We start from the raw sequence: 24,914 nt of genomic DNA, 5'->3' as shown, positions 1-24,914 counted from the left end.
TAACAATTGATACAATGAAACATTTAAAGATATATTCAATTTTGTTGGTTTTGGGGCTTCTGGTAGGAGCTTGCAAAACCGAAATGATTGAGCCTATCGACTTGAATGCCTTAGAAACAGGAGGATACATTCGTACAGTGTCTCCGTATCCGGTAAGTTCAAGCTCGTTTACATACAAAGTATCAGCCATAACTACTAGTAAAATGGAGTTTTTGGCAGAGGCTGTTACCCCTAACTTTGGAGCCTTGTTTTCATCTTATGACTTGGTAATCAAATTTGTGGATGCAACGCCTGCTAATGGTACTAAGACTACGGCACAATTAACTTTGAAGAGCATTGCTGCTTCAAGTTTTACGAAAGACCCAACTTCTGGTTATCCACGTGCTACGATTGCTATTACGGCAGCCGAAGCGTTGTCAGCAACCAAACTTACGGCAAGCGATATATCAGTAGGAGATAGCTTTGAGATTACAGGTACTATGAAGCTTACTAATGGCCAATCATATACTAATACAAACACTGGACCCAATATTACAGGTGGAGCTTTTTATAGTTCACCATTTTTTTACAAAGTAAACGTGATTCAATAACTGACAATTGAATTGTACCTAAAACCGAGCCTATTTTGGGCTCGGTTTTTTGTTTTATGGGCTATCTCAAACGAGCGTTTGAAATGAATGGTCTTACATTGGAAATGTTCAATTTTGAGAAAATGTATATTTGATTTAGCATAATATAGATGCTAAAAATGACTATACAAGTCTACACTTTTAAAAAAAATTAAGATTTGATTAGAATTTTTTTTAAACGGTTATTAGACTACTTAAGTGGTATATTTTATAGTAATTAATACTTATAAAAATGCTTGAATTTGAATCGTATATAGAAAAAATTAGGTACTAACGCATTAAAATACACAGGAATAAAATTGGCTAATTGGTAGATTTTAAGGAAAAAACGAAGGTAATTTTGAAAAAATGCAAAATATCATTTTGAAATCCTATTGTGAGTTTCTTGATAATTTTATAATTTGGCACAAATAACCTTAACAAATATTATCAACCTTAACTAAATTAGTTCATGAGAAAAAGTCTATTAATGACTTTCTTGTTGACTATGCTTTCTAGTGTCCTTATTATGGCACAAGACCGCAAAGTAACAGGAAAGGTGACATCTGCTGAAGACGGTTCTAGTCTTCCTGGAGTAACTGTTCAACTCAAAGGAACAGCTAAAGGTACCCAAACTGATGCAAATGGAGTTTACTCTATCTCAGTGCCTTCAAGTGGTACACTTTCATTCTCTTTTGTAGGTATGGCAAGTCAAGATGTAGCGATTGGTAACCGTTCGGTTATTGACGTAAAATTGGCTGTGGATGCAAAACAACTTTCTGAAGTTGTGGTAACGGGTACAGGTGCTGCGGTAGACAAAAGAAAATTGGCTATTGACGTACAGTCTGTAAGTGCTAAAAATTTACCATCAGTACCATCAGCATCTATCGACCAAGCTTTGGTTGGTAAAATTGCAGGTGCTCAAATCACTTCTGGTAATGGTATGCCAGGTCAGCCAGTAAACATCTTATTGCGTGGTATTAACACGATCAACCGTGGTACTACTCCAATGATTTTGTTGGATGGTATCCAATTAGGTACTACTGACTTAAACTCAATCGATTTGAATACCATCGACCGTGTTGAAGTTGTTCAAGGTGCTGCTGCTGCTACAATTTATGGTGCGCAAGGTGCAAACGGTGTTATTCAGTTGTTTACGAAAAAAGGTAAAAATGGTCAATTGACTATCGACGTATCTTCTAGCGTAATCCGTTCTGAATATTTGAACGTGGGTGGTTTGAAAAAAGCTAATATGCATGGTTTTGTGACAAACGCTAACAATGAAGTTGTTGGAGGTTCTGGTAAACCATTGACATTGGATCCTACTTACGGTTCTTATTCAGAAAACGTTATTTGGAACTCGACTGACCCAACTGTTCAAATCAACAAGCCTTACGACAAAAACTTGCAGTATTACGATCACTTCTCGATGTTCTTCCAACCTTCAACTAACCACCAACATTCGGTGTCAATTGCAGGCGGTACAGCAAAGAGTGATTTCAGTATGTCATTGTCACACGCTCAACAAGAAACTAACTTCAAAAACTTGGGTGGTCTTGGTAGAACAAACTTTACGTCAAATATCGGTACAGAATTGGCTAAAGGCTTGAAATTGCGTTCAATTACTCAGTTGATTTATACAAAAAATACGATTAATGACGCAACAGGTAGAAGTATCATCTACTCAGTATTCAACTCTCGTCCATTTGCTAATTACGATTTCAAAGATACTGATGGAAACTATCCTGTGTATTTTGGTGATGCTGTAGGGGTAAACGGTGCGAACCCTAACTTTGTGAATCAATATACTTCTTCATTGATTAATAAGGTTGATGTAGTTCAAAATTTCTCTTTGAACTATCAGTTTCCAAAATTTGTAGAATTAGATGCTAAATATGGTATCAACTATCAGCATCAAGAAAATATCTATACTTACCTAAATCAAAACGGAAATAAAAATGCTGTAGATCAACAGTTTTTCTACAGTAATTATGGTACAGATGGTTCAGGTGAATTAGATAACTATACTTATAATACAACCTTCCAAAACTTCTTGGCATCAGCTTATTTTAAAACTGATTTCCAAAAAGATTTTGGTTTGAGTTTGCCAATTCGTACTTCAACGCAAGTATCATTTGACTGGAGAGATCGTTATTACAAAGAATATGTTACTTATGGTTTAGGCTTGCCTACGTACACGCCATTTAACGCGTCACAGACTCCTACAAACCGTATCGCTAGTGATTACAAAATCCCATTCGTTACGTATGGTTATTTAGTAAACCAACGTGTTGATTACGGCGAAGTAGCAGGTATCTCTGGTGGTTTCCGTACTGACTACTCTTCTGCGTTTGGTGCTGCTTCAACACCATTTACTTTCCCTCGTGGTGATGGTTATGTTCGCCTTTCAGCATTTGATTTCTGGAAAGATTCTAAAGTGGCAAGTACTATTGAAGAATTCAAACTTCGTGCAGCGTATGGAGAGGCTGGTATCCAACCAAACCAATTTGACCGTTATGTAACTTTGAATACTAAAACAATCGGTACAAGTAACTCTTTCTATTTCCCATTATCACAGTCTAACCCAGGCTTGAACGTAGAGGTTTCGAAAGAACTTGAGATTGGTACAGATATTGGCCTATCATTAGCAAAAGGTACACCTTGGATGAATGATTTGTCTATCAACGCTAGTTACTGGAAAAGAAGTACAGACAATGCGATTTATAACATTGATGCTGCTCCATCAACAGGGGTGGGTACTTTGAAAGATAACGCATTCTCTTTAGCATCACATGGTTTCCAATTCTCATTGAACGCTTCTATCTTCAAGAACAGTGATTTCTCATGGAACTTCACTACCAACTTCGGTAAGCAATCTTCTGAAATTACAGCTGTACGTGGTGGTGCTGAGGTGGTTATTACTTCTGCTGCTGGTTCGACAGGTTATGTATTGAAAGCTGGTGAAAAAATCGGTCAGTTGTATGGTTTCTTTGGTATCCATAGTTTAGATGAAAAATTGCCAGACGGAACTTTCGCAATTGCAGAAGCAAACCGTGGTAATTATGAAGTAGCAAGTAATGGTTGGGTAGTAAACAAAACTACAAAAGCACCGTATTTCTCAACAAAACAATTCGCTTTTGGTGATCCTAACCCTAAATTCAATATGTCGTTTATTAATGACTTTAGCTGGAAAGGTATCGTTAATTTCAACTTCCAAGTTGACTGGGTATATGGCTCACACTTGTACAACCAAACGAAAGAATGGATGTACCGTGATGGTATTCACGCTGATTACCAAGTGCCAATTACTATCAATGGACAAACTGGCGCATGGTCTGCATTCTATCGTGGTGTTTATGCTGAGGTTTCTCGTAACGGTACGAAAAACTATTTCTACGAAGATGCTTCATTCGCTCGTTTGCGTAACCTTTCTGTTGCTGTTGACTTAGTAAAAGCATTCGGTATTAAAGGTTTCAGAAAACTACAATTGGTAATGACTGGTCGTAACTTGGCTACTATCACTAAATACACTGGTATGGATCCAGAGATTTCTTCTGGTTCAAACGGTTCTGCTTGGGATAGAGGTACAGACCACAACACTATGCCTAACCTTCGTTCTTACCAAGTTGGTTTGAATATCGGTTTCTAGTCAGCCAAATTTTCTCCAATAGAAGACGCTATTTTTAGTCTTCATTTTCAGAAATAAGTATTCAGTTTAAACGACACAAGGAATGAAAAAGATAAAAATTACTGCACTCTCGGTACTACTCATGGGTAGTATGATGATGTCGTGCAAAGACCAACTCGATATTCAAAACCCTAACCAACCAACACCTGCCAGTGCTGCAACAGAATCTGGGGTGATTGGTTTGGCTCAAGGTGCAATCTATATTAATGGTTTCACTTCATCTGGTGACAAATACTATGATGGCGTTGTAGGAGCTTTCTACAATGGCGTTGTAGGTTTTCATGAAATGATGGGTGATGTAGTAGCTGCTGAAGCTGCTAACACTTACATGAACAACTTGTCGGCACCAAACTCAGTAACTTTGGATGACGGCTCAGTTGTAGCAAACCCTAACTCTCCGAGCCAGCAAATTACGTTGCTTCGTAATATTAACGTAAATGCTCAGCAAGGAGGTAACCCTGGTTTCCATGAGTGGGCTTTGATGTACGGTTTGAACAATGCTGCAAACTCTATCTTGGAAGTTGTTGAAAAAACAACATTCTCTGGCGATGCTGCAACGAAAAAGAACACTGTTAAAGCTTGGGCTTACCTTTGGAAAGGATTTGCTTATTCTCGTATCGGTTCTATCTACTATGCTGGTTTGATTAATAATGCTTCAAGCTCGACAAATGGAAATTACCTAGCGAAGGAAAAAATCATTGACGAGTCTAACGCTAACTACGACAAAGCTGCTGCTTTATTAGGAGCAATCACTAATACCGCTGATTATTCATCAGTATTGGGTTCTTTGATTCCAAGTTATTTCCAAACAGGAAAAGGAGTAGTTCCTACAACAGCACAGTTTATCAAGAACTTGAACACTTTGAAAGCACGTAATATCATCGTAAACACGCCTGTGGCTTCGATGACTGCTGCTCAATGGAATCAAATTCTAACATTGACTAACGCTGGTGTTGGTTCTTCTGACCCTGTATTTGCTGGTAACACTAACACTGCTGGTGATATTTTCTCACCATTGAGTTACTCTGTAGCGGCTCGTTGTGTAGGTGCTAACGCATCAGGTGGTACCTTCAAAATCTCTGAACGTTTGATTCAAGATTTTAATGCTGGTGACAAGCGTTTAGCTAATAACTTCAACCAATTTGCTGTTTGGGTTGGTAACTCTGACCGTGGTAATGCTTTCAACACTCGTTGGGGTATCAAAGATGGCGGTAATGGTTTGGCTGGCGTTATGGTTTATACAAACCGTACTGCTGGTATGGCCGAGTTATACATGTTGGGTAGCTATGAAGAAAACGAATTGATGAAAGCTGAAGCTAAATTGTACACTGGCGATATTGCTGGTGCAGCTACTAGCATCAATAATATTCGTACTTACCAAGGTGCTGGCTTGGCAGCTCTTGCTTCGACAGACTTGGCTACAGTAAAAGAAGAACTTCGTAAAGAAAGACGTGTGGCTTTAGCATTCCGTGGTTTAGCATTCTACGATGCACGTCGTTGGGGTGTATTGGATAGTGGTCGCAAAAATGCAGTGGTTATTTCTAAAGATGGTAAAACTATCAATACAAAGGCGTCTATTACTTACGGATACTTAGATTACTGGGATGTACCAGACAATGAGTTGGCTTACAACCCTGCTGCTGCTGGTAGTGCTCCAATCAAGAACCCTAAACAATAAGATTGAGTGCTGAGTTGTGAGCGTTGAGTTTAGAAGTTTGAAGCTCATACAAATCAACTTAATCATTTATTGCTTTTATTCAAACGCCTCTTCGCTACGGTGAAGGGGCGTTTTTGTTTATTCTGCGAAGTGAGAATTTAAGTTAATTTTTCGCTTTTTGTCATATCGACATTCGCTTTTAGTCATCTAAAAGAATGCTTATCTGAGCCAATTTTGTACTATCAAAACAAACAAAACTATGAACTCAGATATTCTTATTTTAGGTGGAACAGGAAGCATCGGATATGCTTTTACCATGGAACTTGTAGCGCAAAAAATCCCTGTAACTTTGTTGGTTAGAGATATACATAAAGCTCAACAAATTTTTGATCAAACGCCATTGATTGAATTTGTAGAAGGAGATGTACAAAATGGTGCTTTATTGAAAACTCTTGCCCAAGATAAAAAGGTGATATTCCACGGAATTAATTATTCTTATGAAGCGTGGAAGGGTAATATGCAACAGGCTACACAAAATGTTATCGAAGCAGCCAGCTTAAATAAAGCTCAAATTATTTTCCCTGGTAATATCTACAATTATGGATTGATTCAGACTCCAATTATGGAGGAAAGTCCAGAAAACCCTTGTGCTGTAAAAGGTCAAATTCGCGTAGAATTAGAAGCCATGATGCGTACTGCCGCGCAAAATAACCTATGCAAATTACTCATTGTGCGTCTTCCAGACTTTTGGGGTCCCAATGTAATGAATGAAGGTGTTCGTCCCATTTTTGCGAATGCTCTCAAGGGTAAGCCTATGCGTTGGTTGTGCAATATGGATATTCCTCACCAGACGGTTTATACGCCAGATGCTGCCAAAATCATGGTTGAATTAATGAAGATTAAGCAGGTAGAGGAGGTGTCAGTATATAATTACGGAGGGCAAGTACACGCATCTATGCGAACACTATTTGCCAAAATTGCTGAGCAAGCTGGACAGCCAGCCAAATATCAATTAATGTCAAAATGGATGATAAATTTGTTGGCTATTTTTATTCCTGTCCTAAAAGAGATTAAGGAAATGACCTATCTCTATGAAAATACAGTGGTATTGAATGATGATAAGTTGAGAAGACTTTTCCCTGAATTTAAAGAAACTCCGTTGGAGGAGGCAATAAAAACGGCATTGTCATGGAAAGGATACCAATCATAGGTATTAATGCAAAATAAAATTGTAAGTAACTAGTGTGCGAAGGATTTCAAACTATTGCGGATTTGGGATTTCTGATTTCGGAAATGAGAGATATATACCTTATATTTTGGAATCCTTCGGACATCTCTACTGAGGGTAAAATTAATCACTCATTTACCCAGTTAAGGATTATTTATTACGCCCTAAATGCACTTGGCGTCTGTCCAGTCCATTTTTTAAAGGAACGATAAAATACACTTGGTTCAGAATAGCCTAACAAATATGCAATATCAGTCGTACTAGAATAAGGCTGTTTCAAATGCTTGATAGCTAATTCTTTTCGAGCCTCATCCAATAATTGCTGAAAGCTTTTACCTTCTTCTTTTAATTTTTTCTGGATATTTCTTATTCCAACACCCAAGGTCATCGCAATGTGATTGAGAGAAGGTTCTTGTCCAACCAAACATTTGACTATTTCTGTTTTTACAACATCGCTAAACAAAACTTTGAGTTGTAAAGGAGCAAGTAAATCTTGGGCATGTTGTTCAAAAACAGGAAATAGGCTTGCATTGGCATTGAGGATAGGTTTTTCAAGCTGAGAACTTTCAAATACCATCCAATTTTTGCCACTTTCAAAAAATACGGGACAATGGAAAATTCTCTGATATATTGCTAAATCGCTTGTGGGGCTATGTTCAAAGTGGACTTCCGAAAGTTTGAATTCTGAAAGTGTAAGTGCTCTGAAAGCACTAGCATAGACTGACATTTCGGATTCGAGTGCAAACTCAGGGTAAATCATATCCTCAGAATTAACTCGTAAGTCAATAACTGATAGTTTTTCTTTTTGATGAAATGTTGTTTCTACAGCATTACAAACAATGTCTTGATACTGACAAAGTTTTTCGATAGACTTACCCAAATTGGGAGCGTGCATCATCACGTATGCCAAAATACCCACAGAGATAGGGCTGATAATTTCGCCCATTTGTAAAGGAAGTGAGCGGTCACCGAGCTTTTCGACAATAGCTTTCCAAATAGTTTGTACTTTAGCTATTTCGATTCTTTCATCAGGGTTTTGTAAACTTTGTGGCGAAATCCGCAGGCTTTTTAAAATATCAGAAGTGTCTAATCCTCTAGTATTGGCTGCCCAAAGAATCATATTTACAGAACCTATTGCTAAAGTCTTTTTCATAGAATAATACAAGTTGGGTTGAGAAGGTAAATTGTGGAGGCATCACAAAGAAGTAAAGTTACAAATAGTCGTTTGATAATTGGAACTATACGAAAGTTTTCAAACACCACCGCTTCCAAATATTAAATCAAAACCCGATTGCCTGTACCCAAATGCTAAATGCCAATCCGCGAAACAATCTTTCCTACAAAAAGTCCTAATTGCCCAATTTTCTTCTGTAAAAAGTACTTAGTGCCAATATTTTCTTTTACAGATGTCGATAAAAGCCCGCATTTTGTCGAATAACGTATTGGATAATAGTCCAGATTTTGTATTTTTATTGTTAAGCATCACACAATAACATGGCAACACGACCTACATGTTCTCTTTTAGGTCGAAAATTGAAAATTAATAAATCCACATACCAATAATTATTAATACGAAATAATGTTGTCTTGTGTTTGGGCTTAAAACCGTAAAAGTAACTATTCAGAAATACTTTCAAACTGATAACCTCTTTTACAGAATCTATCTTATTTCAAAATTTATTTAACTTCAATCAGCAAACCCCAATATGAGAAGAAGGGATTTTATCCAGTTATCTGGTATGGGCTTAGGTGCGCTTATGGGTGCATCAGCTATACCTGTCTTGGGAAATGTTGTTCCAGCCGAGCACTTAATAGGTTCGGGTGTCGACGTAGCAACAAAGAAACGTTTAGCAGACGTAGCTCTAAACGCTGCTAAATCCAAAGGCGCCACATACACCGATGTTCGTATCGGTCGTTACCTCCAACAGTATTTATTTACCCGTGAAAACAAAGTTCAAAACGTAGTCAATGCCGAATCTTATGGTGTAGGTATTCGTGTGATTGCTAACGGAACTTGGGGCTTTTCTGCTACAAGCGATGTTACGCCTGAAGGTATTGCCAAATGCGCGGAAACGGCTGTTTCTATTGCAAAAGCAAACTCGAAAATCCAGAAAGAACCTGTAGTTCTTGCGCCACAAAAAGGAGTAGGAGAGGTATCTTGGAAAACGCCACTCAAAAAGAACTCATTCGAAGTTCCTGTTCAAGAAAAAATCGATTTGTTGATGAATGTAAACGGTGAAGCTATGAAAAATGGCGCTGCCTTCGTTACATCCAATTTGTTTTTCATCAACGAACAAAAATATTTTGCCTCAACTGACGGGTCATATATCGATCAAGATGTTCACCGTATTTGGCCAACATTTACCGTAACTGCGGTAGATAAGCAAGCTGGTAAATTCAAGACCCGTGATGCGATTTCTTCGCCAATGGGTATGGGTTATGAGTATTTAGATGGTTTAGCTTCTGAAAAAATCCCTGGACCAAATGGTTTGGTAGGATACCGCAATTCTTATGACATGGTCGAAGATGCGATTTTTGCTGCTAAACAAGCCAAAGAAAAATTGACTGCCAAGTCGGTAATGGCTGGGAAATATGACCTCGTGCTTGACCCAAATCACTTAGGTTTGACAATTCACGAATCAGTAGGTCACCCTCTCGAACTTGACCGTGTATTAGGATACGAAGCCAACTACGCAGGTACAAGTTTTGCTACGTTGGATAAATGGAAAACCAAATCATTTAACTACGGTAGCAAATTAGTGAATATCGTTGCTGATAAAACTCAACCATATACTTTGGGTACAGTTGGTTACGATGATGAAGGTGTACCTTGTAAAGAATGGGATTTGATTAAAGACGGCGTTTTGGTAAACTACCAAGCGATTCGTGACCAAGTAAATATCTTGGGTGAAAAAGAATCTCATGGCTGTTGCTATGCCGACAACTGGGATTCAGTACAATTCCAGCGTATGCCAAACGTTTCTTTGCGTCCGGGTAAAGAGAAGTTGAACGTACAAGACATGATTAAAGGTGTTGAAAAAGGTATCTATATCATTGGACGTGGTTCTTACTCAATTGACCAACAGCGTTATAACTTCCAATTTGGTGGACAGTTATTCTACGAAATCAAAAATGGTCAAATTGCAGGAATGGTCGATGACGTAGCGTATCAGTCAAATACACAAGAATTCTGGAACTCATGTGCTCAGATTTGTGATAAAGATGATTATCGTACATTCGGTTCATTCTTCGATGGAAAAGGTCAGCCTTCGCAGGTGAGTGCTGTGTCGCATGGTAGTGCCACTACTCGCTTCAACGGGGTGAATGTGATTAATACAGGAAGAAAAATCTAAAACTTACCTTAAACAGCATCAACAATGACGATTTTAACGAAAGAAGAAGCTAAAAAAATCATAGATAAGGTTTTGTCTTTTTCAAAAGCAGACGAGATGAGTGTGGCACTTTCAGGAGGTCGCACGGGTAATATCCGTTATGCTCGTAACTCGGTTTCGACGAGTGGAGAATCATACAACTTATCACTTTCTATTACCGCAGTATTTGGCAAGCGTTCGGGTACTTCTACGATTAACGAATTTGACGATAAGTCTTTGGAAAAAGCCGTAAGACGCGCCGAAGAAATTGCTCGTTTAGCACCAGAAAACCCTGAATTTGTTCCTGCCTTAGGACCACAACAATATTTAGAGCCTGCAAGTTTTTCACAAAAAACAGCAGATATTTCTCCAGATTATCGTGCCAATGCGGCATTTGATAGTATCGACCCTTGTAGCAAGAAAAACTTGACTGCTGCGGGTTATATGGAAGATCGCACAGGTTTTAATGCCATTGGCAATAGCAAAGGACTTTTTGGATACAACAAAGCTACTTCGGTAGATTTCTCTATCACAGTACGTACCGCCGACGGTTTAGGTTCAGGCTATGCCATTCGTGATTTCAATGATGTATCAAAATTGAGTACAAAGCAAGCGACTGAGATAGCGATGCAAAAAGCAATGGCATCTACTTCAGCTCGTGCTTTGGAACCGGGTAAATATACAGTAATCCTTGAGCCAGCGGCTTCTATTGATTTGCTTCAAAATATGATGAGAAGCATGGATGCACGTAATGCTGACGAAGGTCGTAGTTTCTTGAGTAAAAAAGGAGGAGGTATTCGTTTAGGCGAAAAACTATTCGACGAAAGAGTAAATATTTACTCAGACCCAATGAATCTCGAAATTCCAGGTTCTCCATTTGCTGGTGATGGTCGTCCACAAGAAAAAGTATATTGGATTGAGAATGGCGTGGTGAAAAACCTAACTTACTCACGTTATTGGGCTGAGAAAAAAGGCGTAAAAGCTGTGCCAAATCCTGGTGGTTTTATCATGGCAGGTGGCACAGAATCTTTGGCAGATTTAATCAAAGGTACCGATAAAGGGATTCTTGTGACTCGCTTCTGGTATATCCGTGCAGTTGATCCACAGACATTATTATACACGGGTCTTACACGTGACGGTACTTTCTATATTGAGAATGGTCAAATCAAATACCCAATCAAAAACTTCCGTTTCAACGAAAGTCCAGTGATTATGCTCAACAACCTTGAGGCTATGGGCAAGCCAACTCGTATTGGCGGGTCGTTGGTACCACCTCTCAAAATCCGTGACTTTACCTTCAGTAGCTTATCGGATGCAGTATAGGTATTATAGCTTTTAGCTATCAGCTATCGGCAGTCAGCTTTATATTACCAAAAGCTGATTGCTGACAGCCGATGGCCCATTGCCGAAATCCTTTTCCGCTTACAACGAAAAAAAGCCATTCATCAAAATCAGCCATTGGCTAGCTGGGCATCTTCTTGAAATTTTGGTAAATTAAGATTGGGAAAACCTCTCAATTAGGCTCTTATTGCCTTTTGTAAGCGTTTTATGGTCTTAATAGGTTATTTGTGATAAGTTGATTTGTTAAACGAAAATTTCCGCAAGGGTAAAAAACTGGTCAATAATTGATATTTTAGTTGATGACTGACTGAAGGGTTTGACTTTCTAATAACTAATAAACATTTAACAAATAACTACTTACAAAAGATTTTTGAGAGAACGCCTCTTTTAAACGATTTTTCAATTAATAAACTAAAAAAAACTTGAAAAGAAGAGATTTTATCCAGATGTCGGGTCTAGGTTTAGGAGCAATGATGCTTCCTAATATTCCGATTATGGGCAGGTCCGTTGCTGCCGAATCCTTTCTCAATGAAGGTATCGATGTAGCCGTGAAAAAACGTTTGGCAGATGCAGCGCTCAATGCTGCCAAGGCAAAAGGTGCAACTTATACGGATGTTCGTATTGGTCGTTATCTCAACCAGTTTGTGATTACTCGTGAAGACAAAGTGCAAAACATCGTCAACACCGAGTCGTATGGTGTAGGTGTGCGTGTGATTGCCAATGGTTGTTGGGGGTTTGCAGCGGTAGTAGATGCCAAAACAGAGGCAGATACTGCTAGAGCGGCAGAGCAAGCAGTTGCCATTGCAAAAGCCAATGCAAAACTCATGAGTCAGCCTGTGGAACTAGCACCACAAAAAGGTTTTGGTGAAGTAAGCTGGAAAGCACCGATCCAGAAAAATGCTTTTGAAGTACCTATTCAGGAAAAGGTAGATTTATTATTGGGCGTTAATGATGCCGCTATGAAAAATGGCGCAAACTACGTTAACTCTCTTTTGTTTTTGGTAAACGAACAAAAATACTTTGCTTCATCGGATGGCTCGTATATCGACCAAGATGTACATCGTATCTGGCCTGTATTTACGGTAACGGCTATTGATCCGAAAACAGGTAAATTCGAAAATCGTCAGACTTTGAGTGCTCCTTCGGGGATGGGTTATGAATACCTTCAAACTAACCCTAAGGATAAGGTAACAGGTGTAACTACTCGTTACAACAAAGGCTATGATATGATGGAAGATATCATCGCTGCCTCGCAACAAGTAAAACAGAAACTTTCGGCTAAATCTGTGGAGGCTGGCAAATATGACCTTGTCCTTGACCCTTCTCACCTTTGGTTAACTATTCACGAGTCAGTAGGGCACCCGCTCGAGCTTGACCGTGTATTAGGCTACGAAGCAAACTTTGCGGGTACTTCTTTCGCTACTTTGGACAAATGGCAAAGCAAGAATTTTAACTATGGTAGTAATATCGTCAATTTCTTCGCTGACAAAACACAAGTTGGTTCGTTAGGCGCAGTAGGTTGGGATGACGAAGGTGTTAAAACCAAGCAATGGGATTTGGTCAAAGATGGTAAATTAGTCAATTATCAAGCCATTCGTGACCAAGCGAAAATCATTGGTGAAACTGAATCTCATGGTTGTTGCTATGCCGATAGCTGGTCTTCTGTTCAGTTCCAACGTATGGCAAATGTCTCGCTTGCGCCAGGAAAAGAACCTTTGTCGGTTGACGAAATGATCAAGGACGTTAAAAAAGGTATTTATATCATTGGCGACGGTTCGTTCTCTATTGACCAGCAACGTTATAACTTCCAATTTGGTGGACAGTTATTCTATGAAATTAAAGATGGAAAAATTGTGGGTATGCTCAAAGATGTAGCTTACCAATCTAACACACAAGAATTCTGGAATTCATGTGCGAAGATTTGTGACGATCGTGATTACCGTTTAGGTGGTTCGTTCTTCGACGGAAAAGGTCAGCCTTCTCAGTCTAGTGCCGTATCACATGGTAGTTCAACGGCTCGTTTCAATGGCGTAAATGTCATTAATACAGCTCGTAAAATCTAGTAGCAACCAACCTTTAATCCACTTTAACTTCTCAAGAAAACTATGTCAGTAATATTAACCGAAGAAGAAGCAAAAGCCTTGTTGAAAAAGGTGATGAGCTATTCAAAATCCGACGAATGTGAGGCTAATTTGCTAGGAAACATTCGTGGAAATATTCGTTATGCACGTAACGAGGTTTCGACCAGTGGTGCATTAATCAATCAAAATCTCCAAGTGCAGTCTGCATTTGGCAAAAAAGTAGGTGTGGCAACCATCGACGAGTTTGACGATGCTTCATTAGAAAAAGTTGTTCGTCGCTCGGAGGAATTGGCTCGCCTAGCTCCTGAAAATCCTGAGTATGTAGGACTTCTAGGACCACAACAGTACAAAAGCCACTCATTGGGCTACGTTGAAGACACTGCAAATATCACCCCAGATACACGTGCAGAGATGGTCTTCAAAAGTTTGGAGTTGGCACGTGCGCAAAAATTAGTAGCAGCAGGCTTTTTAGAAGATCAAAAAGGCTTTTCGGCCATGATGAATTCGAAAGGATTGTTTGCTTATTATAAAGACTCAGGTATTAATTTCTCCCTGACCGTTCGTACTGAGGACGGTACAGGTTCGGGTTATGTAACTAGAGGGTACAACGACGTTAAAAAATTGGATACGGTAGCTGCCACAAAGATTGCGATGCAAAAAGCAGTTGGTTCTAAAAATGCCAAAGCATTAGAGCCTGGTAAATACACGGTAATCCTCGAACCAACAGCCGCAGCGGTATTGCTCGAAAGTATTTATTTTGATATGGATGCTCGTAGCGCCGACGAAGGTCGTTCGTTTTTTAGTAAACAAGGTGGAAAAACTAAAATAGGAGATAAGATTGTAGACGAACGTGTCACGATTTTCTCTGACCCTGCTTATCCTGCGCTCCCTGGGGCTCCTTGGGCAGGTGATGGTCAACCACAAGAGAAAGTGTCTTGGATAGAAAAAGGTGTGGTTAAAAACCTTGCCTATTCAAGGTATTGGGCTCAACAGAAAAAAGTTAAACCTCTTCCTTTCCCAAGCAACGTGATTATGGAAGGTGGCACAGCTACGCTAGAAGAAATGATTAAGAGTACTAAAAGAGGTATTTTGGTCACTAAACTCTGGTACATTCGACCTGTTGACCCGCAGACTTTATTACAAACTGGTCTAACACGTGACGGTACTTTCTTGATAGAAGATGGAAAAATTAAGTATCCAGTAAAAAACTTCCGCTTCAACGAAAGCCCTATCATTATGTTGAACAACTTAGAAATGTTGGGTAAAACGGAGCGTGTTGTAAGTACTGAATCAAACGCCAACTATATGGTACCTCCAATGAAGATTCGTGAGTTTACGTTCTCTTCATTATCGGATGCAGTGTAGTAAAGTGATGAATTGATGTCGGATTTCTGATTTTTGATTTCGGAAGTAAAAGAGACTTTCTAGGATATTACGGTAAAATTGAAGGTTTTTATATTTCCGAAATCAGAAATCTCAAATCCAAATTAGTTTTTAAACTATAGAGAAAATTTGAGTATAAAATTAGAGAATCCAAATTTTCTTAAGCCCAAAGCCCAAAGCCCAAAGCCCAAAGCCCAAAGCCCAAAGCCCAAAGCCCAAAGCCCAAAGCCCAAAGCCCAAAGCCCAAAGCCCAAAGCCCAAAGCCCAAAGCCCAAAGCCCAAAGCCCTTACAGTATCACGACTCTCAAAATTATGAAACCATTTGTATTTACTCGTATTCAATATAACTCAGGCGACTGGGATACCGATCAACGAATGCCCTCCAATCTGCTTAATTCGTTGGTTGAGTACACCACTATTCCAATCGATGAAAAGGAAAAAGTGGTTTTATTGAGTAGTAACGAGATTTTTAAAAGCCCTTTCTGCTATTTGAGTGGTCATAAATTAGTAGAGTTTTCGAGTAAAGAACGAGATATTTTTCACCGATATGTACAAAACGGTGGATTTGTATTCGTAGACGACTGTAATCACGATATTGATGGGCTATTTGCAAAGTCATTCGAGCAAGAAATGGCTAAAACTTTTGGACAAAAGGCCCTTCAAAAGATTCCTAATACTCACGAAATTTATCGATGTTTCTTCGAATTTGAAGGTCCGCCCACAACTAGTTTCGAACTAAATGGCTGGGGTGACGACCTTGTGCATGATTATCTCAAAGCTGTTACCATCAACGGACGTATTGGCGTATTGTATAGCAACAAGGATTATGGTTGCGAATGGGACTATGATTTTCGCAATAAACGCTGGCTTGCCGAAGATAATACTAAGTTTGGCGTAAACATCATCAATTACGCATTGACAATTTAAGATTTTACGAATCCTAATTTAAAGTCAAATCAGTCATTAGTGCTTCTTATCTACTAAAGACTGAAGTCGTTTTGACTGACTATTTTACTTACGACAATTACCCATGGCTAAATATTTAGAGCCATCTCACTATATTTTCATTAACAAATGACACTGGAAACAAAAGAGCTTCAATATTATAAATCCTTGGTAAGCAAATTACCTCTACTCAAAAAGGAAATCGCAAAAGTCATTATCGGACAAGAAGAGGCTATTGACGAGATTATTATTTCCCTTTTGGCTGGTGGACACTGCCTACTAGAAGGTGTGCCAGGATTAGCAAAAACCCTTATGGTAAAAACGATTTCGGAGGCACTTGAAATGCAATTCAAACGTATCCAATTCACCCCAGATTTGATGCCAGGGGACATTGTTGGTACGGAGATATTGGAAGAAGATCATGAAACGGGTAAGAAGTTCTTTAAATTTAGCAAAGGACCTATTTTTGCCAATATCGTTTTAGCCGATGAAATTAACCGTACGCCACCCAAAACGCAGGCTGCTTTGCTCGAAGCCATGCAAGAATACAAGGTGACTTATGCGGGTACCAACTACGATTTGCCAAAGCCTTTCTTGATTATTGCTACGCAAAACCCTATCGAACAAGCGGGAACTTATCCATTACCAGAGGCACAACTCGACCGCTTTTTGTTATATATCAAATTAGGATATCCTTCCGAAGCTGAAGAATTACAAGTATTAAAAAGTACGACAGGTTCAGGAAAGCCAACTTTGTCAGCAGTAATGAGCGATAAGGACATTTTGGATTTACAAAAACTAACACGTCAAGTTCATATTAGTGATGAATTGATAGAGGAGGTTAACCGTATTGTAAGAAGTACTCGTCCTGATACAACTAGCTCGGCTTTTGTAAAAGAATGGTGCGACTGGGGTGCTGGACCCCGTGCGGGGCAAGCCTTGGTATTATGTGCCAAAGCCCGTGCAGTCTTGAGCGAACGTTTTGCTGTTATTCCTGAGGATATCCATACGCTAGCTTATCCTATTTTACGCCATCGTATTTCCCTAAATTTCCGTGCAGAGGCCGAAGGAATTGCTCCTGATGATGTAATCAAAGCCATGCTTTCAGGAAAATAGTGTAACTCAACAGATGATAATTAATGGGCTAATGAGTTGAAGGACAAACTGTAATTCATCACTCAAAACTCATCACTCACAACTCAAAGAATGGCTTTACTCAGTTCCGAATTAGTAAAAATTACCAATCTCCAATTAGCCAGCAAATTGGTAAGTGAGGAACTTATGTTAGGGATTCACGCCAGTAAAAGATATGGCTATGGGATTGAATTTGAGCAATATAGACATTACGAAATAGGGGACGACCCCAAACGCATAGATTGGAAGCTTTTTGCTCGTACTCAAAAACATTTGGTGCGAGAGTCTTCTACAGAAAGTAATTATCATATCCGTTTTGTACTCGACCTTTCTGGTTCGATGAACTATGTCGAGGAAGGGGTAAGTAGATTACAATATTGTAAAATCTTGTTGGCCTCTATTGCTTACATGGGTTTTCGACAAGGCGATCAACTAAGTTTATATGTACTCAAAGACAATCAAGTACATACTTTGGTAGCCTCTGGAAAGCAAGCTTTTCAACGGATTTTGTACGCTCTAGAAAAAGCAGAAGCCTCAGGAAAATGGACAAGCGATACCAAGAGTTTTCCCGTTTTTCAACAAAAACAAAAAGAGATACTCTTTTTTGCTTCAGACCTTTTACAGTTGGATAATGAATGGATTCAATTGTTGAAAAAATTAGCGAATCCACGACGAGAAATCTATGTTTTTCAGGTACTTGGACAACATGAGCTAGATTTTGATTTAAAAGGATTTTACCGCTTCAAAGATTTGGAAACAGGACAAGAAGTGGAGCTTCAGGCAGAGCAAATTAAGGACGAAGTAAAAGCCAATGCCGAATCGTTTTTGTCACAAATCGAATCAGATTTAAAAGTGCCTTTTGTTTACTGGAAAAAAATCAGTCTTAAAGACCCTATTGCGGGTATCATAAGAGAAATACTTTGATGTAAAATGAATCAAGCTGATTTTGAACTTTCAAATTTTGACTATTCTAATGATAGATTTTAATACGCCAACATTGCTTTGGGGCTTGTTGGGTCTAGCGATACCGATTCTGATTCACTTTTGGCATCAGAAACAAGGTAAACGACTAGACTGGGCTGCTACTCAGTGGTTAAGCGAAAAAAACTTACAACAAGCTAGAGGCATACGATTAGATAATATTTGGCTATTAGTATTGCGTTTGGCAATTGTGCTATTGCTGTGTTTGGCTTTAGCCAAGCCACTTTGGAATACCTTACAAACGTCTTCATCTTTCTCTAAAATCCATCTGATAGAGTCGAATACATTGGTTACCAATAACTTTCGATTTGAAATAGAGGAGGCTCTCAAAAAAGGCGAACCGTGTTTTTGGATAGAAAATTCTCCAACTGAACTGAAAGATTTGTCCGAACAGCCTAAAGAAGCTACTAAGGCAAGTGTATTACAGAATGCGCTTGTAGAGTTAGGAAAAAAGTATCCAAAGCAATCTGTGGAATTGTATGTGGTGAACCAACAGTCATTGACAAATTTGCCTGTAATTTATCACCCAACGCCACTGAATTTACACGCTATTCCTGATAGTACTAGACAACATCAAGCAAAGGTTTGGCAAGTAGATGGACAGAAAAATGTAGGTATAAATCCCGAAGGACAATTAGGAATAGTAACCGCCAATAATCCAGAAATAGTACAAAAAGGCGCTTTGAAAGTTTGGATTTCAACTTCTGAATCTGCTCAGAAAACGCTGAAAGCGAGTTTGAAAGCAATTGAAGAAGTGTATCAACTTCCGATTCAACTTTTGGATAAAGACCGAAAGGAACAAGCACAATTAGTTTGTACTAGTCAACTTCCTCAAGTGTTAAATCCTGAAGTACTCTATTTGATTCCAGAAAGTGATAAGTATTCGCAAAAGTCCTTGGCTTCGAATGTCATAGAGTGGTCAAACTCAATGAATCCCCAAACCGATGATGCGGTCTTTGAAGGAAAATTTCCTGCATGGTTATTAGAGAAAATTCTAGATTTTCAAGGAATCAAAGCTGAGAATAACACCATTTCAAATCGCCAGTTGAAAGCCTTATTTAAGGAACAAAAATTAGTCAAACCGCTCGAAACAGAGTGGTTTACCGCAGTATTAATCACTCTCTTGGTTTTATTGCTTAGTCTTGAGCGTTGGCTCGCAATTCACCGAAACGCATGAATCCTTTCTCACAAATCATATCAAAAGTTAAATGGCAATTGCATACCGAAGATTTACTCAGAGGGCTATCTGTTTTCGGCGTGATTGCGATTTGGCTTCATTACTATTTTCCCGTTGCAATCTGGACATGGGCTTTAGCTTTTGTGGTTGCTTTGGCTTGGTCTTTTTGGAAAGGTTTCTTTTCCAGAAAACACCAACAAGCCATTCGCTTAGTGCATCAAAAAATCGATAATACTGAATATAGCCTAGATTTATTGGAGAAAAACGAGCTTAATATTGCAGAGCAACTCCAGCTTAATCGCTTATTCGAAAAAGGAAATCTGCAAACACCTTGGGTTTTTACACACCATTTATGGTATTATCTGGGAGCCGTTGGTATATCAATTTTATTGACTGTATTGTTTGACCAATCTTTTGTTCAAAAACTATCCGAAAAGTCTTTGACAGAAATTGTTTCAGGAAAAAAAGATACACCAGCAGTACCACCCCAATTTGAAAAAGCAGTGTTAACAGTCGTTCCACCAGCTTATACTGGTTTGCAGACCGTTCAATCCGAGCAACTGAATGCCTCAGCAATTGTAGGCTCAAATTTGACTTGGCAGTTGACATTTTCACATCAAGACCAACTCAAAGTTAAGCTTAGTAATGCCAGAGGCGTTGAACTTCCTTTTACACAGAAAGAAAATAAATATGTTTACCAAGATCAATTGTTGAGCTCAGGATTATATGCCATAAAAGCCTATTGGAAAGATTCATTGATTTATGCTTCAGACTATTATCGCTTGGAGGCCTTACCAGACGCAGCTCCTAAAATTGAGCCAAGCAGCAAAGAATTATATAGTTTTCATTACCTCAAAGACCCGAAAACAGTACAGTTGAACGCCAAAGTTTCGGATGATTTTATGGTAAATGAGGTCTATATGATTGCGACTTTGGCAAGAGGTAGCGGTGAAAATGTAAAGTTTCGTGAAGTAAAAATGCCTATCACACAAAAGGCATTCAAATCAGCACAGTTGAGCAAATCTATTGACTTAAAAGCGCTCAATTTTACGCCAGGAGATGAATTATACTATTATTGGGCTGCAATAGATAATCGTAAACCTAAGCCTAATTTTACAAAATCAGATACATATTTTATTGTTTATAAAGATACGACCAAGGCAGAGGAATCAGATTTGGCAACAATGGCTATGAATATCATGCCTGAATATTTTAGAAGTCAAAGACAGATTATTATTGATACTGAAAAACTGATTGCCAAACGTAAAAAAATCGGAGATAAGGAGTTTAAAAGTGCTTCAAACGAGATTGGGTTTGACCAAAAAACGCTGCGTTTGAGATACGGACAATATTTGGGTGAGGAGTTCGAAAATTCGATAGGAGGAGGCAATCCCCTGCCAGACAATGCTGACAAAGATGGCGATATTCTAAAAGGTTTTCGTCATGCACACGATGAAGGTGAGCATGATCATGACCAAGCCGAAAAACATGAGGAAGAACATCATCATCACGAACAGTCCAATGATGATAATAAAGATCCATTGGCAAGTATGTTGGCGGATTATGTACACTCACACGACGATGGAGAAGCTAATACCTTTTACGAACAATCGACTAGAAGTTTGTTGAAGTCTTCATTAGAACAAATGTGGCAATCTGAACTTCATTTGCGCATGTATGAACCAGAAAAGGCATTGCCGTACGAGAAAAAAGCTTTGGAGTTTTTGAAAGCAGCACAACACAAGGCCAGAACTTTTGCCAAGAAAACCAGCTTTGACCCGCCTCCAATCAAGGAAAAAGAAAAGAGACTATCAGGCGAGTTGACCAAGTTCAATGCCAAGTTTAGTTATGCAAAAAACCTCTCTCAAGCACAATTAACCACCTTAGCTGCCGAAGTAATGGGCTATTTGCAAGAAGAAAAATCGCTAAATGGTTTGCAAAAACAAAAGGTACTTACGTTAAGCATGGCATTGAGTCAAAAGGTTTTGAATACAGGCATGAATCAATGGAGTATTTTGTCGGATTTACAAAAACTGGCAAGTGGTAAGGTTTTAGATTCAGCTCAGGCTAAGCGCTTGAATACTCGCATTTTTGCCTTACTCAATACAGATTTACCCAAACCGTCTTCAGCAACGCCACAAGGAAATGTTTCTGAAAAAAGATTGGAAAAATCCTTTTTCAAAAATTGGGCAAACAATTAGGTAGAGATGTTGCATGCAACGTTTTCAGGTAGATAAACCAAAAATCAAGGATTGTTCATCCCAATAATAATTTATTGGAAAATCAATCTCCTGAGAGAACTTTGCTCGCAATGGCTCTATAGAAAAATATTAAAAACCAGATGATATTACAGATCAACTTTCAATTCCAACTCAACACTGCATCCAATATAATCTTATTGGTAGCTGTGTTGATTATGGGAATAGTACAATTTTTAGCCCTTTGGAGAAACCGCTCAAAAGGAAGATGGGGTTTAAAGGTCTTACTTAATTTTTTACTTTGGATAAGTGTATTGGGCTGGATATTACAACCCACCATTACCCGTTCATCAGATTCAAATCAGATATTACTTTACCAGCAGAATATACCACATACAAACCTTCAACATTGGCAAGATAGTCTTCATATAGCTGAGAGTTTTACAGAAAAAGAAATTCTACAAGCTATTAATGAGCATCCAGCATGGATCTCAAAAATAGGTACTGTTTATTTGGCTGGGACGCATTTTGAGCCAACGTTATTGAATCAGCTGCTCGATAAAGAATGGAAATGGTTGCCGACTTGGGAAAATAATCAAGTTGAGTCTATTCGATGGGAAGGTGTTTTGTACCGAGGAGATTTGCAACGTGTGAGTGGGAAGATATTGAGTGAAAAAACACAAGTATTGAGCCTGAAAATTGGAGAACAAGTGTTGGATAGTATTTCTCTTAAAAAAGGCTTAGTAGATTTTAATCTTAAATTTCCTGCCTTTGTCAAAGGAAAAGCGAAATGTGAGTTATGGCTTGGTGAAAAGCTTTTACAGCCTATACATTTTGCAGTAATGGAAAAACCGAGTAAAAGTGTATTGGTATTACAAAGTAACCCCGATTTTGAAAGTAAAACTTTGGCCGACTGGATGGGCAAACGTGGATACAAAGTAGAAACTTGGACCAAAGTAGCCAAGAATACCCAAAATCAATTTCAAATTAACACCAAACAATCCATCAAATCTTATGACTTGATTGTGACTGACCCTAGCTTAGCAGGCGATGCAAGAGTCAAGAAGGTATTGGGGGAAAATAAAGGCGTTTTGATTATCAATTTGACCAATCCCGAAACAGAAACGCGTATCATCAATCAGGCGTTAGGAACACAATGGCGACTGACAAAAAGTTCGACACAAGAAGCTATCCAGTTATCCAATGATTTGACTGCATTGCCTTACCAAATCCAACCAAATACGTGGCAAAAAAGCTTGAAGGAATATCCCATTGCCGTACAACGCCAGAAGGGGAGAGTAGGGCTGAGTTTGCTCAACGAAACCTATCCTTTGATGCTCAGTGGTGATAGTGTTACCTACAACAAAATTTGGGCTTCAACCTTGGAGGCTGTTCTGCCTTCCGAACCAGTTTCTATACAAGTTAACGCCCCTGTTTTTGTTAATATTCCCACACAAATCAGGCTGAATACGCTTAAGAAAAATGTAAATTGGCAAGTAGGGGAAGATACCCTTAAACCGTCGGTATCGTCATTGAACTCGCAGAATGAATATCAAAACTACCGATTTATAAAGGCTGGTTGGCAGCCACTTTTTGATAGTTTATCGGTATATGTCGAAGATTCAACACCGGATTTAGCGTATTTGCAACGACTAAAAATGTATGTTGGAAATAATTTTTTAGAAAAAAAACAAAAAAATATAGATTTTTCAATTGCCCGACAATCTAGCCTTTCTCCATGGCTTTGGTGGGCGCTTATCCTATTCATTCTTACGGCTTTATGGGTAGAACCAAAATGGTGAAAAAGCCCTTGAAATAGATAAAAAAGCTGTTTTTTTACCGTAAGAAAGAAAATAATTATTAATTTTTCTTTAGATGAGATTTGGAGGATAAAGAAAAACTCTCTACCTTTGCATCACGAAACGAAAGAACAACGATTCGCATTCAAGTTTACTTGAGTACCAAATGCCCAGATGGCGGAATTGGTAGACGCGTTGGTCTCAAACACCAATGCCTTCATTGGCATGCCGGTTCGACTCCGGCTCTGGGTACTAAGAGGAACAAAGAAATTTGTTCCTCTTTTTTTATATCTATTCGATACTTAAAAGTCTGCTAAGAGTGTACTCTTCATGTTTCTTATCTTTTTTCTCTTTTTGGATTTCCCACAATTTACTTTTAGCCTCAATCCTAAGCCAATATTCAGGATTTGTTTGGGTCAATTCGCTGATTTTTATAATAAAACTACTATTCAGTTTTCTCTCGCCATTTATATACTTACAAAAATTACTTTCTTGCATCTGAAATAATTTTGCGACTTTACTTTGTGAGACATTAAATGCTTTGATATAGAGTTTGACAAAGTAGGCAATTGACTTAATTTCATCTGAAGGGTTTGATTCAAGGTAGTCTTCGATTTGATATTGAATAGCAAGCATTTTATTTCTAATCAATCTCTCAGGAGTTTGAAGGTCTGATTGATTTTCGATAAAATTGACTAAAAAATCTGCCTTGTCCTTACTCCAAATATCAGAAGGATGTATTTCATTATGTTTTGTCATGATTTTCGTGTTAAATATTTTTGAATCAATTTCTCTCCATTTTCAGGGTCTATATACATGGTAGAACGACCTGGAATTTCTATGGCTCCATATTTTTGCTTGTATAACGATTTCAACTTTATCTCTTCCTCGGTGCTATCTTCTAGGACATCAAAGGTAAGCCATCCCTTGAATCTATCATCCTCATGCAAAAAACTTAACTTACAGGCATGAGCAATTAAACAACCTGCAACATCATCATAGACTTGGTTTGAAGAACTACTTCTGTTATGTGGGGCAATTTCGATATAGGCCATGTAAGGAATACTTTCATCATAAATTAAACATCCTTGTATAATGGCTGGTTCTTCATCTGTAACTAATGAATATGTCTGCCTCGTTTTCATGCGAGCATGTTTTCGGAAGTTAAACCTCCATCCATCAGTAATGCTTGGGAGTATATGAAAGTTAGTTACTTTTATGATTGATGCATCAATATATTTGTTATCTAATAGGAGTTTGATTAGAACTTTTTTAGGCTTCATAGGCTCGATTGTTTTATATAAAATTATACAAAATGTATAA

General features: G+C 38.5%; 18 protein-coding genes and 1 tRNA gene. 15 read left to right on the top strand and 4 right to left on the bottom strand.

Annotation, left to right across the window (positions count from 1 at the left end):
• Positions 1 to 14: 14 nt before the first annotated feature.
• The 4 genes from QM481_RS02310 (at position 15) to QM481_RS02295 (ending at position 7,163) form a co-directional block, all read left to right on the top strand.
• Positions 15 to 590 carry a hypothetical protein gene (locus tag QM481_RS02310; RefSeq protein ID WP_283380499.1) on the top strand — a complete coding sequence of 192 codons (576 nt, stop codon included), beginning with the start codon at positions 15 to 17 and terminating at the stop codon, positions 588 to 590.
• 490 nt (positions 591 to 1,080) lie between these two features.
• A complete protein-coding gene (locus QM481_RS02305) occupies positions 1,081 to 4,257 on the top strand; it encodes a SusC/RagA family TonB-linked outer membrane protein (RefSeq protein ID WP_283380498.1) in 3,177 nt (1,058 codons plus the stop codon).
• Positions 4,258 to 4,339: 82 nt separating this feature from the next.
• Positions 4,340 to 5,974 carry a RagB/SusD family nutrient uptake outer membrane protein gene (locus tag QM481_RS02300; RefSeq protein ID WP_283380497.1) on the top strand — a complete coding sequence of 545 codons (1,635 nt, stop codon included), beginning with the start codon at positions 4,340 to 4,342 and terminating at the stop codon, positions 5,972 to 5,974.
• 238 nt (positions 5,975 to 6,212) lie between these two features.
• A complete protein-coding gene (locus QM481_RS02295; RefSeq protein ID WP_283380496.1) occupies positions 6,213 to 7,163 on the top strand; it encodes an NAD-dependent epimerase/dehydratase family protein in 951 nt (316 codons plus the stop codon).
• Between the two features lie 175 nt (positions 7,164 to 7,338).
• Here QM481_RS02295 and QM481_RS02290 read toward each other — a convergent pair whose 3' ends face one another.
• On the bottom strand, positions 7,339 to 8,334 hold the full coding sequence (locus QM481_RS02290) for an AraC family transcriptional regulator (RefSeq protein WP_283380495.1): 996 nt from the start codon (positions 8,332 to 8,334) through the stop codon (positions 7,339 to 7,341).
• Between the two features lie 553 nt (positions 8,335 to 8,887).
• Between QM481_RS02290 and QM481_RS02285 the strand changes: the two genes are divergently transcribed.
• From QM481_RS02285 to QM481_RS02270, 4 genes are all read left to right on the top strand, one after another.
• Complete coding sequence (locus QM481_RS02285; RefSeq protein ID WP_283369762.1) at positions 8,888 to 10,534, top strand: TldD/PmbA family protein; 1,647 nt, start codon at positions 8,888 to 8,890, stop codon at positions 10,532 to 10,534.
• Between the two features lie 24 nt (positions 10,535 to 10,558).
• Positions 10,559 to 11,875 (top strand): TldD/PmbA family protein, encoded by a 1,317-nt coding sequence (locus tag QM481_RS02280; protein ID WP_283369761.1) that lies wholly within the window; start codon positions 10,559 to 10,561, stop codon positions 11,873 to 11,875.
• A gap of 440 nt (positions 11,876 to 12,315) precedes the next feature.
• Positions 12,316 to 13,956, top strand: coding sequence for a TldD/PmbA family protein (locus tag QM481_RS02275; protein ID WP_166552659.1), 1,641 nt, complete (start codon positions 12,316 to 12,318; stop codon positions 13,954 to 13,956).
• A gap of 42 nt (positions 13,957 to 13,998) precedes the next feature.
• Positions 13,999 to 15,339: a TldD/PmbA family protein gene (locus QM481_RS02270; protein ID WP_166552658.1), complete on the top strand. Its 1,341-nt coding sequence runs from the start codon at positions 13,999 to 14,001 to the stop codon at positions 15,337 to 15,339.
• A 159-nt stretch (positions 15,340 to 15,498) separates the two neighbouring features.
• Here the strand turns inward: QM481_RS02270 and QM481_RS02265 are convergent, their stop codons facing one another.
• Positions 15,499 to 15,699 carry a hypothetical protein gene (locus QM481_RS02265; protein ID WP_283327678.1) on the bottom strand — a complete coding sequence of 67 codons (201 nt, stop codon included), beginning with the start codon at positions 15,697 to 15,699 and terminating at the stop codon, positions 15,499 to 15,501.
• Here QM481_RS02265 and QM481_RS02260 point away from each other — a divergent pair.
• The 7 genes from QM481_RS02260 to QM481_RS02230 all read left to right on the top strand — a co-directional run bounded on the left by QM481_RS02260 (position 15,670) and on the right by QM481_RS02230 (position 23,843).
• Positions 15,670 to 16,284, top strand: a complete 615-nt coding sequence (locus tag QM481_RS02260) for a DUF4159 domain-containing protein (RefSeq protein ID WP_166552657.1) — start codon at positions 15,670 to 15,672, stop codon at positions 16,282 to 16,284. The two genes, QM481_RS02265 and QM481_RS02260, sit on opposite strands and share 30 nt — an antisense overlap.
• A gap of 147 nt (positions 16,285 to 16,431) precedes the next feature.
• Positions 16,432 to 17,418, top strand: coding sequence for an AAA family ATPase (locus QM481_RS02255; RefSeq protein WP_374760862.1), 987 nt, complete (start codon positions 16,432 to 16,434; stop codon positions 17,416 to 17,418).
• A gap of 90 nt (positions 17,419 to 17,508) precedes the next feature.
• On the top strand, positions 17,509 to 18,360 hold the full coding sequence (locus QM481_RS02250; protein WP_283380494.1) for a DUF58 domain-containing protein: 852 nt from the start codon (positions 17,509 to 17,511) through the stop codon (positions 18,358 to 18,360).
• A 49-nt stretch (positions 18,361 to 18,409) separates the two neighbouring features.
• Positions 18,410 to 19,594 (top strand): BatA domain-containing protein, encoded by a 1,185-nt coding sequence (locus tag QM481_RS02245; RefSeq protein ID WP_283380493.1) that lies wholly within the window; start codon positions 18,410 to 18,412, stop codon positions 19,592 to 19,594.
• Positions 19,591 to 21,795: a hypothetical protein gene (locus tag QM481_RS02240; protein ID WP_283380492.1), complete on the top strand. Its 2,205-nt coding sequence runs from the start codon at positions 19,591 to 19,593 to the stop codon at positions 21,793 to 21,795. Before QM481_RS02245 ends, QM481_RS02240 begins: the two co-directional genes overlap by 4 nt.
• Positions 21,796 to 21,935: 140 nt before the next feature.
• Entirely contained in the window at positions 21,936 to 23,594 is a 1,659-nt protein-coding gene (locus QM481_RS02235; RefSeq protein ID WP_283380491.1) for a hypothetical protein, read from the top strand.
• Between the two features lie 165 nt (positions 23,595 to 23,759).
• Positions 23,760 to 23,843, top strand: a tRNA-Leu gene (locus QM481_RS02230).
• A 39-nt stretch (positions 23,844 to 23,882) separates the two neighbouring features.
• Here the strand turns inward: QM481_RS02230 and QM481_RS02225 are convergent.
• Together QM481_RS02225 and QM481_RS02220 are read right to left on the bottom strand one after the other, a co-directional pair.
• A complete protein-coding gene (locus tag QM481_RS02225; RefSeq protein ID WP_283380490.1) occupies positions 23,883 to 24,350 on the bottom strand; it encodes a helix-turn-helix transcriptional regulator in 468 nt (155 codons plus the stop codon).
• Complete coding sequence (locus QM481_RS02220) at positions 24,347 to 24,736, bottom strand: hypothetical protein (protein WP_283380489.1); 390 nt, start codon at positions 24,734 to 24,736, stop codon at positions 24,347 to 24,349. Before QM481_RS02220 ends, QM481_RS02225 begins: the two co-directional genes overlap by 4 nt.
• Between the last annotated feature and the right edge of the window lie 178 nt (positions 24,737 to 24,914).

It is taken from the genome of Flectobacillus rivi (genome assembly GCF_030056655.1).
GTDB lineage: Bacteria > Bacteroidota > Bacteroidia > Cytophagales > Spirosomataceae > Flectobacillus > Flectobacillus rivi.
Note: the sequence above shows the minus strand (reverse complement) of the source record. Positions and strands in the feature narration are given on the sequence as shown.

Coding starts and splice junctions, on each gene's coding strand:
- QM481_RS02260 (WP_166552657.1), top strand. CDS start 15,670: ATGAAACCATTTGTATTTACTCGTATTCAATATAACTCAGGCGACTGG.
- QM481_RS02295 (WP_283380496.1), top strand. CDS start 6,213: ATGAACTCAGATATTCTTATTTTAGGTGGAACAGGAAGCATCGGATAT.
- QM481_RS02310 (WP_283380499.1), top strand. CDS start 15: ATGAAACATTTAAAGATATATTCAATTTTGTTGGTTTTGGGGCTTCTG.
- QM481_RS02285 (WP_283369762.1), top strand. CDS start 8,888: ATGAGAAGAAGGGATTTTATCCAGTTATCTGGTATGGGCTTAGGTGCG.
- QM481_RS02220 (WP_283380489.1), bottom strand. CDS start 24,736: ATGAAAACGAGGCAGACATATTCATTAGTTACAGATGAAGAACCAGCC.
- QM481_RS02305 (WP_283380498.1), top strand. CDS start 1,081: ATGAGAAAAAGTCTATTAATGACTTTCTTGTTGACTATGCTTTCTAGT.
- QM481_RS02245 (WP_283380493.1), top strand. CDS start 18,410: ATGATAGATTTTAATACGCCAACATTGCTTTGGGGCTTGTTGGGTCTA.
- QM481_RS02270 (WP_166552658.1), top strand. CDS start 13,999: ATGTCAGTAATATTAACCGAAGAAGAAGCAAAAGCCTTGTTGAAAAAG.
- QM481_RS02250 (WP_283380494.1), top strand. CDS start 17,509: ATGGCTTTACTCAGTTCCGAATTAGTAAAAATTACCAATCTCCAATTA.
- QM481_RS02300 (WP_283380497.1), top strand. CDS start 4,340: ATGAAAAAGATAAAAATTACTGCACTCTCGGTACTACTCATGGGTAGT.
- QM481_RS02235 (WP_283380491.1), top strand. CDS start 21,936: ATGATATTACAGATCAACTTTCAATTCCAACTCAACACTGCATCCAAT.
- QM481_RS02290 (WP_283380495.1), bottom strand. CDS start 8,334: ATGAAAAAGACTTTAGCAATAGGTTCTGTAAATATGATTCTTTGGGCA.
- QM481_RS02280 (WP_283369761.1), top strand. CDS start 10,559: ATGACGATTTTAACGAAAGAAGAAGCTAAAAAAATCATAGATAAGGTT.
- QM481_RS02240 (WP_283380492.1), top strand. CDS start 19,591: ATGAATCCTTTCTCACAAATCATATCAAAAGTTAAATGGCAATTGCAT.
- QM481_RS02225 (WP_283380490.1), bottom strand. CDS start 24,350: ATGACAAAACATAATGAAATACATCCTTCTGATATTTGGAGTAAGGAC.
- QM481_RS02255 (WP_374760862.1), top strand. CDS start 16,432: ATGACACTGGAAACAAAAGAGCTTCAATATTATAAATCCTTGGTAAGC.